Origin of the sequence: Flavonifractor hominis, assembly GCF_040095835.1 — a bacterium.
Lineage (GTDB): Bacteria > Bacillota > Clostridia > Oscillospirales > Oscillospiraceae > Flavonifractor > Flavonifractor hominis.
On the sequence record NZ_JBBMFT010000003.1, the window covers coordinates 43,733 to 63,995 of the forward strand.

The window sequence follows — 20,263 nt, forward strand, 5'->3', positions numbered from 1 at the left end:
TATATTTGCGCACCAGAAAAGCCGGAGGGGGAGGGTGTGGCATGAAAAAGCGGCTTTTGGACCAGATCGGTGAGGTTGTGCGGCTGTGTGAGGATACCGATGGGATCCTGATTGCAAACCGGGACGGAATTGTAGAATATCATCGGATCTCAATGGACAGCTACTGGCACTCCCAGGAGACGGAGGGACGGCATATTCTGGAGCTCTATCCGGAGCTGGACGAGGAGAGCAGCACCATCCTTCAGGCTCTGCGCACGGGAAAAGCTACCTACAATGTATTGCAGGATATCAACAACCGGAAAGGGGAGCGGGTGCTCCTGGAGTCCACCACCATCCCCATCGTAGTGGACGGACGGGTAGAATGCGTGGTGGATTCCTCCAAGTACCATACCATTGACCAGCGGGTGATCCGGGGGGGCGGGGGTGGACTGTACACCCTGGACCAGATCCTCACCCGGGATCCGTATATGCTGACGCTGAAGGAGCGCATCCGTAGCGTGGCCCAGACCGATTCAGCTGTGCTTATTTATGGGGAGACGGGTACGGGCAAGGAACTGGTGGCCGAATCGCTCCACAGCGAGGGTGGCCGGGCAGGCAAGCCTTTTGTGGCACAAAATTGTGCTGCGATCCCTGCCAATTTGTTGGAGAGTCTCTTCTTCGGTACGGAGAAGGGCAGCTATACCGGGGCGCTTACCCGGAAGGGCCTGCTGGAAGAGGCCGACGGTGGAACGCTTTTTTTGGACGAGATCAACTCCATGGCAACCAGCCTGCAAGCCAAGCTTCTTAAGGTGCTGGAAGAGAAAAAGGTGCGCCGCCTGGGAGGAAATCGGGACATTCCGTTTGATGTACGTATTGTGGCTGCGGTGAACGAACCGCCTCAGAAGCTGATCCAAGAGGGACGGATGCGGGAGGACCTTTATTACCGCCTTGGGGTTATCCGGCTGATTCTACCGCCCCTGAGAGAACGTCCGGGGGACATCGACCTGCTGGCCGAGGTGTTCCTCAAGCGCTATAGCCGGACGCTGCGTCGGGATGTGCGGGGACTGAGTGCCCGGGCGCTGGAAGAGCTGCGGCAGTACCGTTGGCCGGGCAACGTGCGGGAACTGCAAAACGCCATTGAGGGCGCGGTAGCCACCACACGTGGGACACAACTGACCGTGGAGGATATCGAGGCCGTGCTGGAAGGGCGGCCGGGTCCGCGTTCCCTGCCTGACGGAGCGGGAGCGGGGCGCGAACAGCCCCTTGAGCCTGGATTTTCCCTCAGCAAGGCCATGGAACGCTATGAGCGGGAGCTCATTGTGCGAGCCATGGAGCAGGGAGGGTCCATTTCTCAGGCGGCCCGTCTGCTGGGGCTTTCCCGGCAGAACCTCAAATACAAACTGCAAAAATATAACCTGTAAAAAATTTTGCATCCGCAAAAAATTTTGCCTTTTTATACTTTAATCTAACCTGCGGCAAAGCCGCCGAATACCGTGTACCAAAAGCGGGAAAGGACCGAATATTCTGGTGCGAACGGGATTTCGGCGGCTTTTTTTGCGAAAAATGCCGGGTTGGTATCCGATTTGCTCTGTTAAAAGGCAAAACTTCTCGAATGCGGAAAGGAAGAGCGGTATGCGAAGACTGTGGTATAACGGCAAGGTCGTCTCTATGGACCGGGTCATGTCCCGCTATGAGGCAGTAGGAGTGGAGGACGGTCGGATCGTGTTCCTGGGAGACAGCGCCCAGGCCCTGCAGCAGTCCTGGGAAGAGACACGGGATCTGCAGGGGGCTATGGTGCTGCCCGGCTTCAATGATTCCCATATGCATCTGCTGCACTACGCGATGTTCCGGCGGAACGTGCCTCTCTTTGGCGTCAAGAACATTGATGAGGTGGTGGAGCGCTGCCAGGCGCGCATCGCAAAGGAGAATCCCGCCTACCTCATCGGTATGGGCTGGAACCAGGAAACCATGGAGGAGGGACGTCTGCTCACCCGGGAGGATATGGACCGCATCTCCACTGATATCCCGGTGTGCATGCTGCGCACCTGCATCCATATTGCTGCCTGCAACACCGTGATGCTGGAACGGATTCGGGCCCTGAAGGACGTGGATCCGGAAGTGATGGCACTGGTTGACTTCGAGCACGGTATCCTGCGGGAAAACGCCGCCCGGCTCTACATGGATGTGCTGCCTCAGGCAGACGACGCCTATGTGCGGGAGCTGATCCAAGAGGGACAGAGGGAACTCAATGCAGCCGGCATCACCTGTATCCACTCCGACGATTTGATGGCCATTGCCGGCATGGACCCCATCCACCTGATTGACGTCTTCCGGCAGATGGAGGCTGACGGGGCGCTCACGGTGCGGATCTACGAGCAGTGTCTGGTGGAACCGAAAGACTTTGAGCGGCTCAAGGGCGTGCGCAGCGACCCGGCCGACCGCACCAGCCTCTTCCGCACCGGCCCGCGGAAACTGCTTCAGGATGGCTCCCTGGGCGCTAAGTCCGCCGAAATGATCGACGGCTATGTGGACGAGCCGGACAACCACGGCATTCCCATCTACACCGAAGAGGAACTGTTCCAGCGGATCCAGGCGGCCCACGATGTCCATATGGACGTGGCAGTACACGCCATTGGCGATCTGGCACTGAAGAAGGTGTGTGACGCCATGGAACGGGCAGAGCAGGCCAATCCCTGGCCGGAACACCGCCACGGTATCGTCCATGCCCAGACGACCACTCCGGCTTTGCTGGAGCGGATGAAGGAGTTGGGCCTGCAGGCGTACATCCAGCCCATTTTTATTGATGCAGATATGAATATCATTGCCGAGCGGGTGGGCGAGGAGCATGCAAAGGACTGCTACAACTGGAAGGCCATGGAGGATCTTGGCCTGCGCGTCAGCGGCGGTTCCGACTGCCCGGTGGAGCCTTTTGACATACTGGACAATATGCGTGCAGCTATCACCCGCCAGAACCGGGCGGGGACCAGGACCTATCTGCCCGACCAGGCTCTGAGTGTGGAACAGGCGGTGCGCCTGTTTACCTCCGACGCCGCCTGGCCCAGCCGGGATGAGGGAGTGCGCGGCACCCTGGAGATGGGAATGCTGGCCGACCTGGTGGTACTGGACCGGGATCTGTTTGCCATACAGCCCAGTCAGTTCCCCCAAGTAAAGGTGCTGGAGACTGTCCTCAACGGCACCACAGTGTATCAGGCTTAACGCGGAGTTCCGCGTGGACCAGAGAAAGGAGCGCTCCTTATGAATGAGATGCTGGAAAAAGCCCGTGCCATTGAGCAGCAGATCATCGCCGACCGGCGGTGCCTGCATCAGATCCCCGAGGTGGGAGTCTATACCCCGAAAACGGCGGAATACGTCAAGCAGCGGCTGGGTGAGATGGGAATCGAACACCGGGACTGTGGTGTTCACTCCCAGGAGGACCGGGAGAAGATGGTTTTTGCTGGCTACCCCGACGCTCCTACCTCCACCGGTGTGGTAGGCCTGATCGGCAAAGGAGAAGGACCTTGCATTTTGCTGCGGGCCGATATGGACGGGCTGCCTATGGAGGAGACCACCGGACTGGACTTTGCATCCAAAGGAAATACCGCCCATATGTGCGGCCACGACGCCCATGCGGCCATGTTGTTGGGCGCAGCCCGGATACTCAAGGATATGGAAGAGCAGCTGCCCGGTACAGTGAAGCTGATGTTCCAGCCCGGCGAGGAGATGGGGTATGGTTCCCGCACCATGGTGGAGGACGGACTGCTGGAAAATCCAAAGGTAGATGCCGCCATGGCTCTCCATGTGGGTCCTCAGGTGGAGGTGGGCAAACTGACCTACTCTCCTGGCGTGGCTTCCGGCGCCATGGCTACCTTTATTATCAGTATCCAGGGCAAGGGCGGCCACTCCTCTGAGCCGCAGAAGACGGTAGACCCGGTGAACATCGCAACTCAGCTCTGCTCCGCTCTGAACCTGCTCATCCCCAGAGAGGTGGACCCGGAGGCCTTTGCAACTTTGACGGTGGGGGCACTTAACGGCGGGCGGGCCTCCAATATCATTCCTGACACAGCGGAAATTATGGTTTCCTTCCGCACGTTGAGTCCGGAGGCGTATGATCACCTGCTCCAGCGCATTCCTGAAATCCTGGACCACTATGTCAAAGCCTGGCGAGGCACCTATTCGGTCCGGGTGCTCAAGACCCCCAGCACTGTGTGCGATCGGCAGTTCTCTGAGGAACTGGTGCCCTTTGTGGGGCAGGTCCTGGGAGAGGAAAACGTGCTGCCGGCCCCGCCCATGAAGGGGGCGGAAGATTTCGGCCATGTGACCCGGCTGGTCCCTGGGTTTTATGCCTTTATGGGCGCGGGCTCGCCGGAAGGGTATCCTCTGCACAATCCCAACATGGTGTTGGATGAGAGCGCCTTTGCTCTGGGCAGTGCGATTTTGGCCAACTGCGCGGTGGAGTGGCTGAAAAAGCATGCCGGGCAATGAGTATGTGCTGTGAAGCGAGGAGGAATTGAACGTGGATAATACACTCAAAAGCAAGAAAAAAAGTTTCAGCCTTCCACATGTGTACATCGTCATTCTGATCCTGATGCTCATCATCACGGTCATGACTTATGTGATCCCAGCCGGCAGCTATACCCGTGTGGACGGCAATGTGGATCCCAACAGCTTTGCCTATGTGGAGCAGACTCCCGTTGGCTTTATGCAGTTTTTCACCTCTCTGCATCAGGGGTTCGTGGAGAGTGCAAACATCATCGGCGCCGTGCTGCTCATCAGCGGCTGTATCCAGGTCATCAATATGACCGGCGCCTTCTCGGCCGGTATCCAGGCCATGATCCAGCGTACCCGGGGTAAGGGAATCGTCATGGTGGTGGCTTTCTTTACCCTGTTTACCGCGCTGGGCGTCATCGGCTATCTGGATGCGCTGTATCCATTCTATCCCATTATCATCTCTTTGTTTATTACTCTGGGATATGACAAAATGGTGGGTACGGCGGTAATTCTGCTCTCAACTGCTGTGGGCTTCACCTGCGGCATGGTCAACCCCTACACCACCGGCGTGGCGCAGACTCTGGTGGGTCTGCCCATGTACTCCGGTATCGCGTTCCGGGCTGTGGGTCTTGTGGTGTTTTACGTGATTGCCCTGTTCTTCCTGCTGCGCTACTGCATCAAGATCAAAAAAGACCCCAAGTACAGCGTGATGGGCGCCAATTACCTCCAGGAACAGACTGCTCCTATGGAGTTTGAGCAGGGCCTGGAGTTCAACGGCAAGCGGGTGACCCTTATCGTGTTGTTCCTGCTGACCATCCTGTTGTCTGTGGTGGGTTCGCTGAAATGGAAATGGGGCCTGCCTGAGATTACCGCCATCTATTTCCCCGTGACCATCATCGGCGTGATCCTCTTCCGGATGGACCTGACTGAGGTGTGCACCCAGTTTGGCAAGGGTATGGCCGGCGTAGTGGCGCCCACTATGGTCATCGGATTCAGCCGGGCTGTGTCCGTGCTGCTCACGGAGGGCAACATCACGGATACCATTATTTATGCCGTCTCCAGTCTGCTGGAGGGCAAGAGCCCCATCATCACCCTGCTCATCATCTACGCCTTTGTTACTCTGTTCAACTTCTTTGTGTCCTCCGGTAGCGGCAAGGCCGTGGTCATCATGCCCATCCTGGAGCCTCTGGGTCAGGTGATGGGGATCAACCAGCAGGTTATGGTGCTGGCCTACCAGTACGGCGATGGCTTCACCAACACCTTCTGGCCCACCGCATCCTTGCTGCAGCTCTCTCTGTGCGGAATGGATTACGGCCACTGGTTCAAGTTTGCATGGAAGATCTACGCCTGCCTGATTACGGCCGGTTTTATCCTTGTTGTCATTGCCAATCAGATCGGCTACGGGCCCTTCTGAACAGGCGGAAAAAGAACGGAGGGGACGGTATGCCGTCCCCTCCGTCATTTCTGACTGGAAACAGGGCGCAAACCATTGAAAATCCGGCAAAAATCCATTTGACAATCACAAATACGTATGGTATAATGCGAAATCGTGCAGGTATGCCTGCCAAAGGGAGCGGTTCGCCGCTTTCCATTGAGAATCAAGGGATGGGAGGCAAACCGTATGCTGACGCAACTCAAACAGGGCGCCAAGGTAGTGGGAGTAAAACAGACCAAGCGTGCTGTTCATGACGGGAAAGCCGCCCTGGTATTTCTGGCGCAGGATGCCGACCCGCGGGTAACGGAACCCGTGGAGCAGATGTGCGCCGAGTGCAGTGTTCCGGTAGAGTGGGTACCCCTGATGAAAGAGTTAGGGAGCGCCTGCGGTATTGCCGTGCCCAGTGCGGTAGCGGCTTTGTTGCGGACATAATTGTCCATTTATTTGGTTTTAACGGAATAATCTATGGTTGTTCTGTTAAAATATATTTTTTAGAAAGCAAGAAAGGAGGAAAACCATGCCTACGTTTAACCAGCTCGTCCGTAAGGGACGCGAGGCCGTGAGCTACAAGTCCACTGCTCCTGCTATGCAGAAGGGCCTGAACACCCTGCAGAACCGTATGACCGATCTGCCTTCTCCTCAGAAGAGAGGTGTGTGCACCGCGGTGCGTACCGCCACCCCCAAGAAGCCTAACTCCGCTCTGCGTAAGATCGCCCGTGTGCGTCTGACCAACGGAATGGAGGTCACCGCTTATATCCCCGGTGTCGGCCACAACCTGCAGGAGCACTCCGTGGTTATGATCCGTGGCGGCCGTGTTAAGGACCTGCCCGGTGTTCGTTACCACATCATCCGCGGTACCCTGGACGCTCAGGGCGTGAACGGCCGTATGCAGGCTCGTTCCAAGTACGGCGCCAAGCGGCCCAAGGCCGGCAAGAAGTAATCAAAAGATTATTTCACTAAAGTATTTGAATTGAATTGATGCGCATATGCGCAAGGCAGTTGTCCTTGCAGAAGCGCTTACCTATATATATAGGGGGCGGTTCCTGTGGGGCACTGGACAAGCAGGCACTTGTCTTACACGGGGGTTTTCCTGGAAAACCTTCGAGTACCTATGAAATCATACTATGAAGGAGGGAAGCAAAGTGCCCAGAAGAGGAAACGTACCCAAGCGGGAAGTTCTGCCCGATCCTATCTATAACTCCATCCTGGTGACCAAGCTGGTCAACAGCATCATGCTGGACGGCAAGAAGGGCGTGGCCCAGAAGGTGGTCTACGGTGCTTTCGACATCATCAAGGAGAAGACCGAGAAGGATCCCCTGGAGGTATTTACCGCCGCCCTGGAGAACATCATGCCGTCCCTGGAGGTTAAGGCCCGCCGCGTGGGCGGCGCCACCTATCAGGTGCCCATCGAGGTCCGGCCTGAGCGCCGTCAGACCCTGGGTCTGCGCTGGCTGACCAACTACTCCCGCGCCCGCAGCGAGAAGACCATGAAGGAGCGGCTGGCCGGCGAGATCATGGACGCCGCCAACAACCTCGGCTCCGCGGTCAAGAAGCGTGAGGACACCCACAAGATGGCCGAGTCCAACAAGGCGTTCGCGCACTATCGCTGGTAATAAGGAGTTAGAGTATGCCTAGGAAAGTTACCTTAGAGAATACCAGAAATATCGGCATCATGGCTCACATCGATGCCGGTAAGACCACCACCACCGAGCGTATCCTCTATTACACCGGCGTCAACTATAAGATCGGTGAGACCCATGATGGTACCGCCACCATGGACTGGATGGCCCAGGAGCAGGAGCGCGGCATTACCATCACTTCCGCGGCTACCACCTGTTACTGGAAGGGTTCCAAGAACCAGTTCCCCCAGACCCGTATCAACATCATCGACACCCCGGGCCACGTGGACTTCACCGTCGAGGTGGAGCGTTCCCTGCGCGTGCTGGACGGTTCTGTGACCGTCATGTGCGCCAAGGGCGGCGTGGAGCCCCAGTCTGAGACTGTGTGGCGTCAGGCCGACCACTATAAGGTCCCCCGCATGATCTACGTCAACAAGATGGACATCATGGGTGCCGATTTCTACAACGTGCTCAACATGATCCACGACCGGCTCAAGTGTAATGCTGTGCCCATCCAGCTGCCCATTGGCTCCGAGGATACCTTCAAGGGTATCATCGATCTGGTGGAAATGGATGCCGACATCTACTATGATGAGCTGGGCAAGGATATGCGCGTGGAGGAGATTCCCGCCGACATGATGGAGCTGGCTCAGGAGTACCGCACCAAGCTGGTGGACGCCTGCGCCGACATCGACGACGAGATCATGGAGCTGGCTCTGGAAGAGAAGCCCATCCCCGAGGATATGCTTCGCCGGGCCCTGCGCAAGGGCACCATCGAGAACCTGCTGGTTCCCGTGACCTGCGGTACTTCTTACCGCAACAAGGGCGTACAGAAGCTGCTGGACGCCATCGTGGACTTTATGCCCTCCCCGCTGGACATTCCGGCCATCAAGGGCACCAATCCCGACACCGAGGAAGAGGACGAGCGTCCCGCCGACGACAACGCCCCCTTCTCCGCTCTGGCCTTTAAGATCATGACTGACCCCTATGTGGGCCGTCTGTCCTTCTTCCGTGTGTACTCCGGTAAGCTCACCACTGGTTCTTCCGTGCTCAACTCCACCAAGAACCAGAAAGAGCGTATGGGCCGCATCCTGCAGATGCACGCCAACCACCGTGAGGACATCGAGGAGGTCTTCTCCGGCGACATCGCTGCCGCTGTGGGCCTGAAGAACACCACCACCGGTGATACCCTGTGTGATGAGAAGGCTCCCATCATCCTGGAGTCCATGGAATTCCCCGACCCCGTTATCCGCGTCGCTATCGAGCCCAAGACCAAGGCTGGTCAGGAGAAGATGGGTCTGGCGCTGGTGAAGCTGGCCGAGGAGGACCCCACCTTTAAGACCTACACCGACGAGGAGACCGGCCAGACCATCATCGCCGGCATGGGCGAGCTCCATCTGGAGATCATCGTGGACCGTCTGCTCCGCGAGTTTAAGGTGGAGGCCAACGTGGGTGCTCCCCAGGTTGCCTACAAGGAGACCATCAAGAAGTCTGTCGAGCAGGATACCAAGTATGCCCGTCAGTCCGGTGGTAAGGGCCAGTATGGTCACGTCCGTATCACCGTGGAGCCCAATGAGCCCGGCAAGGGCTACGAGTTCCTCAACGAGATCACCGGCGGCGTCATCCCCAAGGAGTATATCCCTGCGGTCGACGCTGGTATCCAGGGCGCTATGCAGGCGGGTATCCTGGCTGGCTATCCCGTTGTGGACGTGAAGGTCCACTTGACCTTCGGCTCCTATCACGAAGTAGACTCCTCCGAAATGGCGTTTAAGATTGCCGGTTCTATGGCCTTCAAGGAGGCCTGCCGCAAGGCTGACGCCGTTCTGCTGGAGCCTGTGATGAAGGTTTCCGTCATCGTGCCCGACGAGTATCTGGGCAACGTGATCGGCGATCTGACCAGCCGCCGCGGTATGATTCAGGGCCAGGAGAGCCGTCCGGGCGCCACTCAGGTGGATGCTCTGGTGCCTCTGGCCAGCATGTTCGGCTATGCTACTGACCTGCGTTCCTCTACTCAGGGTCGTGGTCAGTACTCCATGGAGCCTCACAGCTATGTGGAGATCCCCAAGAGCATTGCCGAGAAGATCATTGCCGAGCGTGGTCGGAAGGACGACTAATACTTTGTGCTTGGCGCAAAGTGTGTCAGCTTCCAAAATCAGAAAAGGTATTGCATTTTACGCTGTGATGCTATACAATATTTTCGCATTTATTGTGGAAATAGGGTCTATCCCACCATCAGAAATTAAGGAGGAACATCCAAATGGCTAAGGCTAAATTTGAGCGTACCAAGCCCCATGTCAACATCGGCACCATCGGCCACGTTGACCACGGCAAGACCACTCTGACTGCTGCTATCACCAAGTACCTGGCTCTGAAGGGCCAGGCTCAGTACGAGGACTACTCCAGCATCGATAAGGCTCCCGAGGAGCGTGAGCGCGGCATCACCATCAACACCGCTCACGTGGAGTACGAGACCGATGCCCGTCACTATGCCCACGTTGACTGCCCGGGCCACGCCGACTATATCAAGAACATGATCACTGGCGCTGCTCAGATGGACGGTGCTATCCTGGTTATCGCCGCCACCGACGGCCCCATGGCTCAGACCCGTGAGCACATCCTGCTGGCCCGTCAGGTGGGCGTGCCCGCCATCGTGGTCTTCCTGAACAAGTGCGATCAGGTGGACGACGAGGAGCTGCTGGAGCTGGTGGAGATGGAGGTCCGCGAGGTCCTGTCCAAGTACGAGTTCCCCGGCGACGACATCCCCATCATCAAGGGTTCCGCTCTGAATGCTCTGACCTGCGAGTCCGGCGATGTGAACGATCCCGACTTCGCCTGCATCAAGGAGCTGATGGATGCGGTTGACAACTATATCCCCACTCCCGCCCGTAACGACGACCTGCCCTTCCTGATGCCCGTCGAGGACGTCTTCACCATCACCGGCCGCGGCACCGTGGCTACCGGTCGTGTGGAGCGCGGCGTCATCAAGATGAACGAGGAAGTCGAGATTGTTGGTCTGACCGACGAGAAGAAGAAGACCGTCGTCACCGGCATCGAGATGTTCCGCAAGCTGCTGGACTACGCTGAGGCTGGCGACAACATCGGCACCCTGCTGCGTGGTATTGCCAAGACCGACATCGAGCGTGGCCAGGTTCTGTGTAAGCCCGGCTCCATTCACCCCCACACCAAGTTCGTGGGCCAGGTGTACGTTCTGAGCAAGGACGAGGGCGGCCGTCACACCCCCTTCTTCAACAACTATCGTCCTCAGTTCTACTTCCGTACCACCGACGTTACCGGCGTCATCACTCTGCCCGAGGGCACCGAGATGTGCATGCCCGGCGATAACGTTGACATGAAGGTGGAGCTGATCACCCCCATCGCCATCGAGAAGGGCCTGCGTTTCGCTATCCGTGAGGGTGGCCGTACCGTGGGTTCCGGCGTTGTTATCGAGATCGACGAGTAATTTGCCATTGAAAAGAAGCGGTCCGTTTGGACCGCTTCTTTTTTTTACCAGAGCGCAATGCTTGCCCTGGCGGAAGCGCTATGATAAAATAACGTTGAAAGGGGGCGGAATATGCTTACAAACCTGACGGCTACCACAGAAGAGACTCAAGAGACACTTTCCACACTGGCGAAAATTGCCAAAGGATTGGACCTACAGCAGATTATCACAACGGTTGTGCTGTTTGCGGCCTGTATGCTGGTGATGAAGGTAGTGCTTCGGATTGTGGATCGCACATTTCTTCGGTTGGAAGTTGAAAAGAGTCTACGCGTCTTTCTGCACGCGGCGCTTCGAGTGGTGCTGTGGCTGATCACTGTATGCGTGGTACTGGGTTATCTGGAGATCCCCATGACCAGTCTTGTGGCAGTGCTCAGTGTGATGGGTCTGGCTGTTACGCTGGCGATTCAGGGAACCTTGTCCAATCTGGCCGGCGGTATTCAGGTCCTGACGGCTAAGCCATTTAAGGCCGACGATTACATTGAATTGAGCAGTATTGGCGGAGTTGTGGTGGAAGTTGGACTGGTTTATACCAAACTGCGTACCTATGACAACAAAATTATCTCCATTCCAAACGGCAGTATTTCTGGGGAGACCATCACCAATTATTCTACTGCGGAGAAGCGACGAGTGGATCTGAAGTTCAATGCCTCCTATGACAATCCGCCCGAGCAGGTGATTGGGGCTATCCGTGAGGTGGTCAGCGCCCACCCCAAGGCACTGTTTTCACCGGAACCTTTTATCCGGGTGTCTGCCTATCAGGACAGCAGTGTGGAATACACCGTACGAGTTTGGTGTGCCACAGAAGACTATTGGGACCTCTATTACGACCTGCTGGAGCAGGTCAAAACAGCCTTTGACCAGCATAAGATCGAGATGACCTACAATCATTTGAACGTCCACCTGATGAACGGAAAAGAGTCAGCATCATGACAGACTATACGACTGCTGGTGGTATCCCTTTCCAGAGTAAGCATGGTTGGCGTGATCCTGAGCATTGCAGTGGTCTACTTTGTCTGTAACGCTACTGGTGAGTTGCTGATGGAGAAGGGGGATTCTCAGACAGCGGCTAAGGGACAGTTTGTCTGGAAATTGTATGCTGTCTGCGGAATGATTGTTCTGGTGTGCAGTCTGATGGCCCTGATCCCTGGTGTGGTCATTCTGGCGGCGGTGGTGCTGATCCCCACAGCGATCGCAAGTTTGGTGGCTGGCATCTGGTATCTGATTTTCCTCTATCGTGCTTCGGAATACCTGCTGATTTGAACAGAAAAAAGCGGCGCTCTCAGGAGCGCCGCTTTTTTTCGTCAGCCTGGCATAGACAACCCGTGGATAAAGCCTCCTAACTGGGGTGAAAGCACATCACCGCCAATAACGGTGTTTTTATAGAGCAATAGTCCGGCTTGAATCCCACTTTCACCGGTTGGATAATTCAGAATCTCATAGGTGTAACGTTTGACCCGCTTTCCGCAGTAATCGGTCAGATCGAATCCCTGAGCAGATTGGAGATCCAGGTATTCCTGATAGGTTTCGTCAAATTCTTCGGGGATGATCAGCTCCTCTACACTGACCGGGTCGGGGGCAACCTGCCAGCCATAACTCTGCAAATAGGCGACGCGATCCTCATTGCTTTTTATACCCTTTGGACCGATTACAGCGACGGCCTCCGCTCCGCCGCCGCCCAGCAGTCCCGTGGCGGCCCACAGGAGCCCGCAGGCCGCCGCGACCGCCGCCACGGCCACGATACGGCCCTTGCGGACCTTGGCGGTAAAAATGAACACAGCGCAACGCTCCTTTCCAACAGTGGTCGTTGTTGATGTGTATGTTTTTTTGGCGCCAGATATGCTAAAATGAAAAAAACGGACAAGAACAAGGGAGGCATCCATGGAACGACTGGATAAGATATTGGCCAACACGGGACGCTGGTCCCGAAAGGAGGCGCGGGAACTCATCCGGGCGGGCCGGGTGACGGTGGACGGAGCCCTGGCAGGGGCGGCGGACGACAAGTACGACCCTGCGGCGCTCTTCTGTGTGGACGGGACCCCCGTGTCAGGAGAACGGATGGTTTACCTGATGCTGCACAAGCCTGCCGGATTGGTTTCCGCTACGGAGGATCCGCGGCAGCCCACGGTGTTGGAACTGCTGCCGGTCCATCTGCGCCGGGTGGGCCTGTTCCCTGCCGGGCGGCTGGATAAGGATACCGAAGGGCTGCTGCTGCTCACCAACGACGGGCCACTGGCCCATCGGCTGCTTGCCCCCAAGCGGCATGTGGATAAGACCTACTTTGTACAGGTGGAAGGTATTCTGGATGCGGCGGACACGGCCGCCTTTGCTGCCGGCATGACGCTGGGGGACGGACTGGAATGTATGCCGGCGGGACTGGAGCGGCTGGAAGCGCCGGATGCCGCCATCGTTACCCTGCGGGAGGGAAAATACCATCAAATCAAGCGGATGCTGGCTGCCCGAGGTAAGCCCGTGCGTTATCTCAAGCGCCTGACGATGGGGCCGCTGACGCTGGATCCGGCGCTGAAAAAGGGAGAGTGGCGTCCGCTGACCGAGGAGGAGCTGGCTGCGCTGCGGGCGCTGTAAGCGAAGAATGTGTAAAATTTCAAGTGACTCGGAACGGACTGCCTGACAGAAAAGAGGACACCTTTCTGACAGATTTTTGCGCGCTGTCCCTGTAAAATACGGGGCAGCGCGTATTTTTTGTCTAGAAGAAGGCAAAACTGGACGGTTGAAGAAAAATTTACATGGACCGGATAGTGGTGTTTACATGGTTTTTTTAGAATAAAACAGTAAGGTTTTGGGCAGCTATGTCTCTCAAAGCCGGAAAACACCCAGAAAAGAAGGTTGCAAAGGTATGAGAAAAGGAGTTCAGCGCGCACTGGGACTGATCTGTTCCGGGGCACTGCTGCTGTCTGCACTCCCGGTTCCCGCCCTGGCTGCCGGAGGCTCCAGCCTTACGGTTACCGGGCAGGATGCCCTGGTGGTGAACAGTGCCAGTCCCCTGCGGATCGACCTGGGCGATGCCAGTTTCAGCGGCGAAAAAACCGTAACCCTGAGCGGTTATGTGGAAGAGATTCCTGAGGACTATGTAACAGACGGACTGGTGTTCCGTCTGGATGGTCTGGAAGGGGTAGATGCCGAGGCGGGTACCTGGACCAGCCAGGCCAGTGGCGGCGAAGTGATTCAGATCAACCGGGACGACAAGCTGGAGGGAGAAGGGACCAACTCATTTGGAGAGAATTACCTCCAGCTGGACCGGAGCAAGATCTATCTGCCCCAGTCCCTGAACGAAGTGATCAACAGTGACAGCTTTACCGTGGAGTACTTTGTGGACCAGGATGGCTACAATGGCTATGATGGCCCCTTTGCTCCCATCCTGACGGTAGATGAAGCAGGAGATTCCTTCAGCATCTTTACCCGGACAGGCGGCGAAGTAATGGAACTCAAGCAGGGCGGAAATCCTCGCCTGCAGACCAGCTTTGACAACGCAGTTGGATGCCCCAGTGCGATTGTGTTCCAGAATACAGCCGAGGTGAAAGACAGCAGCTGGTACGCCGATGGCGTGAAAGTCAGCTCCATTACGCCTAAGGACAATACCTTTGCTTCTGCTGAACAGCTTATTCTGGGCGGCCGGTTGGGCGGCAGCAGCTACGAGACCCAGGCGAAATACTACAGCATCCGCATCTATGACCGGGCTCTGAGCGCGGATGAGCTGAAAGCCAACGCCACCCTGGATCGCAGCCGTTTCCTGGGAGAGGAGGAGCCTCAGCTACCTGCGCTGAGCTTCAACGATACGGCACTGGAGCAGGACGGCACTACCGAGCTCACCCTCACTTTTGAAAACGGTGTGGCTACTCTGCCGGTGGTCAGCGGTGCACTGGGCAGCCAGGAGCTGACGCTGTCCGTGGACGGACAGCAGTGCCAGCTGGAACTGGTTACCCTCACTGCACTGGAGGCGGCTGTGAAGCAGCTGCCTCAGGATGCCATCTCTGTGACGGTGGCGGCCAGCGCGTCCGATCTGGACATCTGTGCCGCTGTGGCCGAGCAGCTGACTGCTGCGCTGGAGGGGACTCCCTTCCTGGAGCAGGGCGGCAGCCTGCGGGTGGATGGCAATGAGCGCGACGGCTTCCAGGCGGTGCTCTCCCAGAATGGGAACAGCCAGAGCGCCAAGGTGGAAGTGAATGTCCAGCGGGAGGAGAGCACGGACGCTGATGTGCTCAAGCCTGATTTTCAGAAGGTGCTGCAGGGTGCCTTTTCCTTTGACAGCGCCGAGAGCATTACCGCTCAGTCTATCCAGGAGCAGGCGGCAGCCCTGCTGGGCGACGCTGGGGTAACGCCTTCCGCCGCCTGGGATGAGGAAGCCGGCTGCTGGCAGCTGACTCTGACCCGGGACGGGAAAAGCGCTACCATGCCCCTGTACATCAACAGTGAGGTAGAATTGAGCTTTGATGACCCCGCGCTGATGAATTACACCACCACCCGCATGGCGGGGGGCGATACCGCCTACATCAGCGGCGGTGCGCTCCATGTGACGGGTACCGTGGGCAACACCTATGAAAACGTGGTTCTGCCGGTGTGGAACTTCGATCGGGACTTCTGCATTGAGGCAGAGGTACGCATGACTTCGGCAGTGGACAGCAGCCGTTGGATGGCCGTGTCCTACGGTGTGCGGCCCAACTCCGCGGTGGAAGGGGAATACACGTTCCGCCAGATGGCCGTGCGTCAGAACGCTACCGCTACCAACGGTGTGGAATTTGCCCTGATGACCGATGGGGAGAGCCATGGCTGGAACGTCACCCATACCGGCTCCTATCACGAGGCGATTGATCCTGCCAAGACCTATAAACTCACCGTGCTCTACAGGAATGGCAACATCTATGAGTACATCAACGAAGAATTGATCATTGTGGCCAAGAATATTCCCGCCGAGCAGGTCAACGGCAAGATCGCCTTTACCTTTGACCGTCTGACGGCCGAGATGCTGAGCCTACGTGTAAGCTCTGAGTTGCCCGACCTGCCCACTGAAAAGCCGGAAAAGCCCATGGCGGACAATGGCTACAATACTGAGATCTATGAGCCCACCACCGGACTGGTCATGTCTCCCACGGTGGTTTCCACCGAAGAAACCCCGGCGGCTGAGGCGGCCGCGGCGGAGCGCCGGCCCGCTACGCTGGTGCGCACCGTGACTTTGTCTGACGGTGTGCTGAGTGTGCAGGATGGGGAGGAGAGCATCTCCCTGAGCGAGTATATGACTCGCTTGGACAAGAAGATCCTGGCCGGCTTCCGCATCGAGGATACGGCTGCGGCCGAGGCATTTGGAAGCTATGTGGATGAAAACGGCATTGTGGATGTGAACGTCTTTTCCGCCGATCCCGCAGTGCTGGAGGCGGCCTGCGGCGGGCGCGCTGGTGTGCGCGGGGTGCTGGACTTTACCGGTGGCATGCCGGAGGAGCTCATCGACGTGGTGTCTGACACCAACCGCAGCGGCTCACGTATTGCCCTGATCCCCGCTGAGAGTGCCACCCGTGAGGCAGTGGCCTATATCCAGGCCCGTGCGGTGAACGTATGGGTGGCCGCTGAGAGCAACCAGGTGAATGCCGCCATTCTGGCGGGAGCCGACGGACTGGTGGTGTCGGATGCGGCTGCTGCGCTGGATGCCATCGAGGCCTTTGACCCGGATACGCCGGTGCTGACCCGCCAGACGGTCATCACGGCCCACCGGGGCCTGCACCAGACTGCGCCGGAGAACACGGAGCGGGCGGCAGTGGAGGCGGTGAAGGCCGGGGCCGACGCCATTGAGTGCGACGTACACATGACCAGCGACGGTTACATCGTGGTCAACCACGACGAGACCACCGGCCGGCTGATGAATGAGAATGTAGAGGTGGCCAAGACCACCCTGGCCGAGCTGCAGCAGCTGACCTTCAACGAAAATGCCCAGGAGGGCGACCGCATTCCCACCCTGGAGCAGCTGTTCCAGGCCGCCGATGAGGCCGACCCGGACGACGACATCATCCACGTCATTGAGATCAAGAGCACCGATCCCAACCTGATCAAACCTCTGGCAGAAGTCATACGCAAGTGCAATATGGAAGACCGGGTGATCTTCATCTCCTTCAGTGATGCACAGACTGCCCTGATTCGACAGGAGATGCCGGAGGTTTCGGTGGGCGAACTGAATACCCACAGCAGCACCAGCCAGGATAACGCCACCAACCTGAAAAATCTCTCGGATACGCTGGACAACCTGAATGCTTTTTACAACTGCAGCTATGGCACCCAAGATGCCTCTCTGGTCCGGGTGGCCCGTCACCGCGGCATCTATGTCCATCCCTGGACGGTGGATGACCAGTCGGTTTATGAGCAGGAGTTCTTCGACGGCTATCATGGTATCACCAGCAATCGGGTGGATTACAGCACCGGCTACCTCAGCGGTATGACCGCCTCGGCCAGCAGCCTCAGCGGGAATACCGGGGCCCAGAATGCCCTGAGTGTCACCGCCACTGCGCAGACCCGCGGCGGTGAGCAGGCCATCGCCGATCCCTCCTTCCTGCAGATCTCCGGCTCTGTCACCGTGCAGCGGGATGAAAACGGGGCATTCTGGTCGGACAAGGCTGGCACCGCTCAGATCGTACTGGGTACCAGCTATACCATGCCCACCAACGGGGATACGTACACCATGTATTCCATGCCCATTACCCTGACCTTTGTCAAACAGACCACCGGCTATGATACCCAGGTCTACGAGCCTGCCACCGGACTGGTCATGTCTCCCACGGTGGTTTCCACCGAAGAAACCCCGGCGGCTGAGGCGGCCGCGGCGGAGCGCCGGCCCGCTACGCTGGTACGCACCGTGACTCTGTCTGACGGTGTGCTGAGCGTGCAGGACGGGGAGGAGAGCATCTCCCTGAGCGAGTATATGACTCGCCTGGACAAGAAGATCCTGGCCGGCTTCCGTATCGAAGATACGGCTGCGGCTGAGGCCTTTGGAAGCTATGTGGATGAAAACGGCATTGTGGATGTGAACGTCTTTTCCACCGATCCCGCAGTGCTGGAGGCGGCCTGCGGCGGGCGGGCCGGTGTGCGCGGGGTGCTGGACTTTACCGGTGGCATGCCGGAGGAGCTCATCGACGTGGTATCGGATACCAACCGCAGCGGCTCCCGTATTGCCCTGATCCCCGCCGGGAGCGCCACCCGTGAGGCGGTGGCCTATATCCAGGCCCGTGCGGTGAACGTATGGGTGGCCGCTGAGAGCAGCCAGGTGAATGCCGCCATTCTGGCGGGAGCCGACGGACTGGTGGTGTCGGACGCGGCTGCCGCGCTGGATGCCATCGAGGCCTTTGACCCGGATACACCGGTACTGACCCGCCAGACGGTCATCACGGCCCACCGCGGCCTGCACCAGACTGCGCCGGAGAACACGGAGCGGGCGGCGGTGGAGGCAGTGAAGGCCGGAGCCGACGCCATTGAGTGCGACGTGCACATGACCAGCGATGGCTACATCGTGGTCAACCACGACGAGACCACCGGCCGGCTGATGAATGAGGATGTAGAGGTGGCCAAGACCACCCTGGCTGAGCTGCAGCAGCTGACCTTCAACGAAAACGCCCAGGAGGGCGACCGCATTCCCACCCTGGAGCAGCTGTTCCAGGCCGCCGATGAGGCCGACCCGGACGACGACATCATCCACGTCATTGAGATCAAGAGCACCGATCCTAACCTCATCAAGCCTCTGGCGGACGTGATACGCAAATGCCACATGGAGGACCGGGTGATCTTCATCTCCTTCAGCGAAGAGCAGCTCAAGCTTATCCGGGAGGAGATGCCCGAGGTGGCGGTAGGCGTGCTGTATCTGTATGCTTTCTCCGATGTGACGACCAACCTGGAGAAGTTTGCCAACACCCTGGACGACCTGAATGCCTTCTATAACTGTTATTCCATGTGCCAGACGCCTGAACTGGTGGCTGCAGCCCGTCACCGCGGCATCTACGTCCATCCCTGGACGGTGGATGACCAGTCGGTTTATGAGCAGGAGTTCTTCGACGGCTATCACGGCATCACCAGCAATCGGGTGGATTACAGCACCGGCTACCTCAGCGGTGTAACCGCTTCGGCCAGCAGCCTTAGCGGGAATATCGGGGCCCAGAATGCTATGAGCGTCACCGCCACCGCGCAGACCCGCGGCGGCGAGCAGACCATCGCCGAGCCCTCTTTCCTGCAGATCTCCGGCTCTGTCACCGTGCAGCGGGACGAAAACGGGGCGTTCTGGTCCGACAAGGCCGGCACCGCCCAGATCGTGCTGGGCACCAGCTATACCATGCCTACCAACGGGGATACGTACACCATGTATTCCATGCCCATTACCCTGACCTTTACCGAGGCATCTCAGGGAGGTAATACCGGTGATACCGATACCGGCGATACCGGTTCTACCACCCCGCCGGTGGTCATCGTGCGGCCGGCCTTCAACGACATTGCCAACCAGTGGTACACCGACGCGGCCAACTATGTGGGCCGCAACGGCATCATGAGCGGTGTGGGCGGCGGCCGGTTTGATCCCAACGGCTTCTCCAGCCGTGCCATGGTGGCTCAGGTCATCTACAACATGGAGGGCAGCCCCGCTACGGCCGGTGTGTCCGGCTTCACCGACGTGCTGGCCGGCCAGTGGTACACCGACGCGGTGACCTGGAATGTGTCTGCCAAGATCGTCAGCGGCTACGGCAACGGCCTGTTCGGCACCAACGACAACGTGACCCGCGAGCAGCTGGTGGTTCTGCTGTACCGCTACGCCCAGTATAAGGGCTACGGTACCTCCGCCTCCGGTAGCCTGGCCGCCTTTGTGGACAGCGCCAGTGTCTCCGATTGGGCTACCCAGGCCATGAGCTGGGCCGTGGCAAACGGCATCATCAATGGCAAGGACGGCGCCCGCCTGGATCCTCAGGGTACCGCTACCCGCGCTGAGATGGCCAAGATCCTGATGACGTTCTGCCAAACGATTGCAGAATAAAATATGAAATAAAAAAACAAGGGTACCATCTTCGGATGGTGCCCTTGTTTTTTGCAGATACTATTCTGCGAAATGGCAGAAAATAAAAAGTTGACTAAACGGTCACTTTGTGCTACATTGATAAAAACGTTTTATTTATATTACAAAATAAAACATAAGACCAATTCTACCCTACAAAAAGGAGGGATTGTGCAGCGACGAAGAGCATCTCCCAGGCGTTTGATTCTTAATTACCA

14 protein-coding genes are annotated in these 20,263 nt (G+C 57.8%); 13 read left to right on the forward strand and 1 reads right to left on the reverse strand.

All coding sequences use genetic code 11. From position 1 onward, the window contains the following. Positions 1–41: 41 nt before the first annotated feature. The 11 genes from WMO45_RS06185 (at position 42) to WMO45_RS06235 (ending at position 12,280) form a co-directional block, all read left to right on the forward strand. Complete coding sequence (locus WMO45_RS06185; RefSeq protein WP_349139684.1) at positions 42–1,400, forward strand: sigma-54 interaction domain-containing protein; 1,359 nt, start codon at positions 42–44, stop codon at positions 1,398–1,400. Between the two features lie 211 nt (positions 1,401–1,611). Beyond that, positions 1,612–3,195: an amidohydrolase gene (locus WMO45_RS06190; protein ID WP_349139685.1), complete on the forward strand. Its 1,584-nt coding sequence runs from the start codon at positions 1,612–1,614 to the stop codon at positions 3,193–3,195. A 39-nt stretch (positions 3,196–3,234) separates the two neighbouring features. Continuing rightward, entirely contained in the window at positions 3,235–4,461 is a 1,227-nt protein-coding gene (locus WMO45_RS06195; RefSeq protein WP_349139687.1) for a M20 metallopeptidase family protein, read from the forward strand. 31 nt (positions 4,462–4,492) lie between these two features. Further along, complete coding sequence (locus tag WMO45_RS06200; protein WP_349139688.1) at positions 4,493–5,881, forward strand: YfcC family protein; 1,389 nt, start codon at positions 4,493–4,495, stop codon at positions 5,879–5,881. 207 nt (positions 5,882–6,088) lie between these two features. Further along, the gene (locus WMO45_RS06205) at positions 6,089–6,334 is read left to right on the forward strand and encodes a L7Ae/L30e/S12e/Gadd45 family ribosomal protein (RefSeq protein ID WP_349139689.1); all 246 of its coding nucleotides are present in this window, start codon (positions 6,089–6,091) and stop codon (positions 6,332–6,334) included. A gap of 85 nt (positions 6,335–6,419) precedes the next feature. Further along, positions 6,420–6,842, forward strand: a complete 423-nt coding sequence (rpsL, locus tag WMO45_RS06210; RefSeq protein ID WP_349139690.1) for a 30S ribosomal protein S12 — start codon at positions 6,420–6,422, stop codon at positions 6,840–6,842. A 202-nt stretch (positions 6,843–7,044) separates the two neighbouring features. Beyond that, positions 7,045–7,515, forward strand: a complete 471-nt coding sequence (gene rpsG, locus WMO45_RS06215) for a 30S ribosomal protein S7 (protein WP_349139692.1) — start codon at positions 7,045–7,047, stop codon at positions 7,513–7,515. Between the two features lie 14 nt (positions 7,516–7,529). Next, positions 7,530–9,635 carry an elongation factor G gene (fusA, locus tag WMO45_RS06220; RefSeq protein WP_349139694.1) on the forward strand — a complete coding sequence of 702 codons (2,106 nt, stop codon included), beginning with the start codon at positions 7,530–7,532 and terminating at the stop codon, positions 9,633–9,635. Positions 9,636–9,778: 143 nt separating this feature from the next. Further along, positions 9,779–10,981 carry an elongation factor Tu gene (gene tuf, locus WMO45_RS06225; protein ID WP_349139696.1) on the forward strand — a complete coding sequence of 401 codons (1,203 nt, stop codon included), beginning with the start codon at positions 9,779–9,781 and terminating at the stop codon, positions 10,979–10,981. Positions 10,982–11,092: 111 nt separating this feature from the next. Further along, positions 11,093–11,950, forward strand: a complete 858-nt coding sequence (locus WMO45_RS06230; protein ID WP_349139697.1) for a mechanosensitive ion channel family protein — start codon at positions 11,093–11,095, stop codon at positions 11,948–11,950. A 42-nt stretch (positions 11,951–11,992) separates the two neighbouring features. Further along, a complete protein-coding gene (locus tag WMO45_RS06235; RefSeq protein WP_349139698.1) occupies positions 11,993–12,280 on the forward strand; it encodes a hypothetical protein in 288 nt (95 codons plus the stop codon). Between the two features lie 41 nt (positions 12,281–12,321). On the opposite strand, the gene WMO45_RS06240 is transcribed toward WMO45_RS06235, so the two are convergent. Beyond that, complete coding sequence (locus WMO45_RS06240; protein ID WP_349139699.1) at positions 12,322–12,795, reverse strand: DUF4830 domain-containing protein; 474 nt, start codon at positions 12,793–12,795, stop codon at positions 12,322–12,324. A gap of 103 nt (positions 12,796–12,898) precedes the next feature. Here WMO45_RS06240 and WMO45_RS06245 point away from each other — a divergent pair, with 103 nt between their 5' ends. Beyond that, positions 12,899–13,603: a pseudouridine synthase gene (locus WMO45_RS06245; protein WP_349139700.1), complete on the forward strand. Its 705-nt coding sequence runs from the start codon at positions 12,899–12,901 to the stop codon at positions 13,601–13,603. 271 nt (positions 13,604–13,874) lie between these two features. After that, a complete protein-coding gene (locus tag WMO45_RS06250) occupies positions 13,875–20,027 on the forward strand; it encodes a glycerophosphodiester phosphodiesterase family protein (RefSeq protein WP_349139701.1) in 6,153 nt (2,050 codons plus the stop codon). The last annotated feature ends 236 nt before the right edge of the window (positions 20,028–20,263 follow it).

What these genes read in the sequence shown, in the direction of transcription:
- WMO45_RS06250 (WP_349139701.1), top strand. Translation starts at nt 13,875, where the DNA reads ATGAGAAAAGGAGTTCAGCGCGCACTGGGACTGATCTGTTCCGGGGCA.
- fusA (WP_349139694.1), top strand. Translation starts at nt 7,530, where the DNA reads ATGCCTAGGAAAGTTACCTTAGAGAATACCAGAAATATCGGCATCATG.
- tuf (WP_349139696.1), top strand. Translation starts at nt 9,779, where the DNA reads ATGGCTAAGGCTAAATTTGAGCGTACCAAGCCCCATGTCAACATCGGC.
- WMO45_RS06235 (WP_349139698.1), top strand. Translation starts at nt 11,993, where the DNA reads ATGGTTGGCGTGATCCTGAGCATTGCAGTGGTCTACTTTGTCTGTAAC.
- WMO45_RS06230 (WP_349139697.1), top strand. Translation starts at nt 11,093, where the DNA reads ATGCTTACAAACCTGACGGCTACCACAGAAGAGACTCAAGAGACACTT.
- WMO45_RS06190 (WP_349139685.1), top strand. Translation starts at nt 1,612, where the DNA reads ATGCGAAGACTGTGGTATAACGGCAAGGTCGTCTCTATGGACCGGGTC.
- WMO45_RS06185 (WP_349139684.1), top strand. Translation starts at nt 42, where the DNA reads ATGAAAAAGCGGCTTTTGGACCAGATCGGTGAGGTTGTGCGGCTGTGT.
- WMO45_RS06195 (WP_349139687.1), top strand. Translation starts at nt 3,235, where the DNA reads ATGAATGAGATGCTGGAAAAAGCCCGTGCCATTGAGCAGCAGATCATC.
- WMO45_RS06245 (WP_349139700.1), top strand. Translation starts at nt 12,899, where the DNA reads ATGGAACGACTGGATAAGATATTGGCCAACACGGGACGCTGGTCCCGA.
- WMO45_RS06205 (WP_349139689.1), top strand. Translation starts at nt 6,089, where the DNA reads ATGCTGACGCAACTCAAACAGGGCGCCAAGGTAGTGGGAGTAAAACAG.
- rpsL (WP_349139690.1), top strand. Translation starts at nt 6,420, where the DNA reads ATGCCTACGTTTAACCAGCTCGTCCGTAAGGGACGCGAGGCCGTGAGC.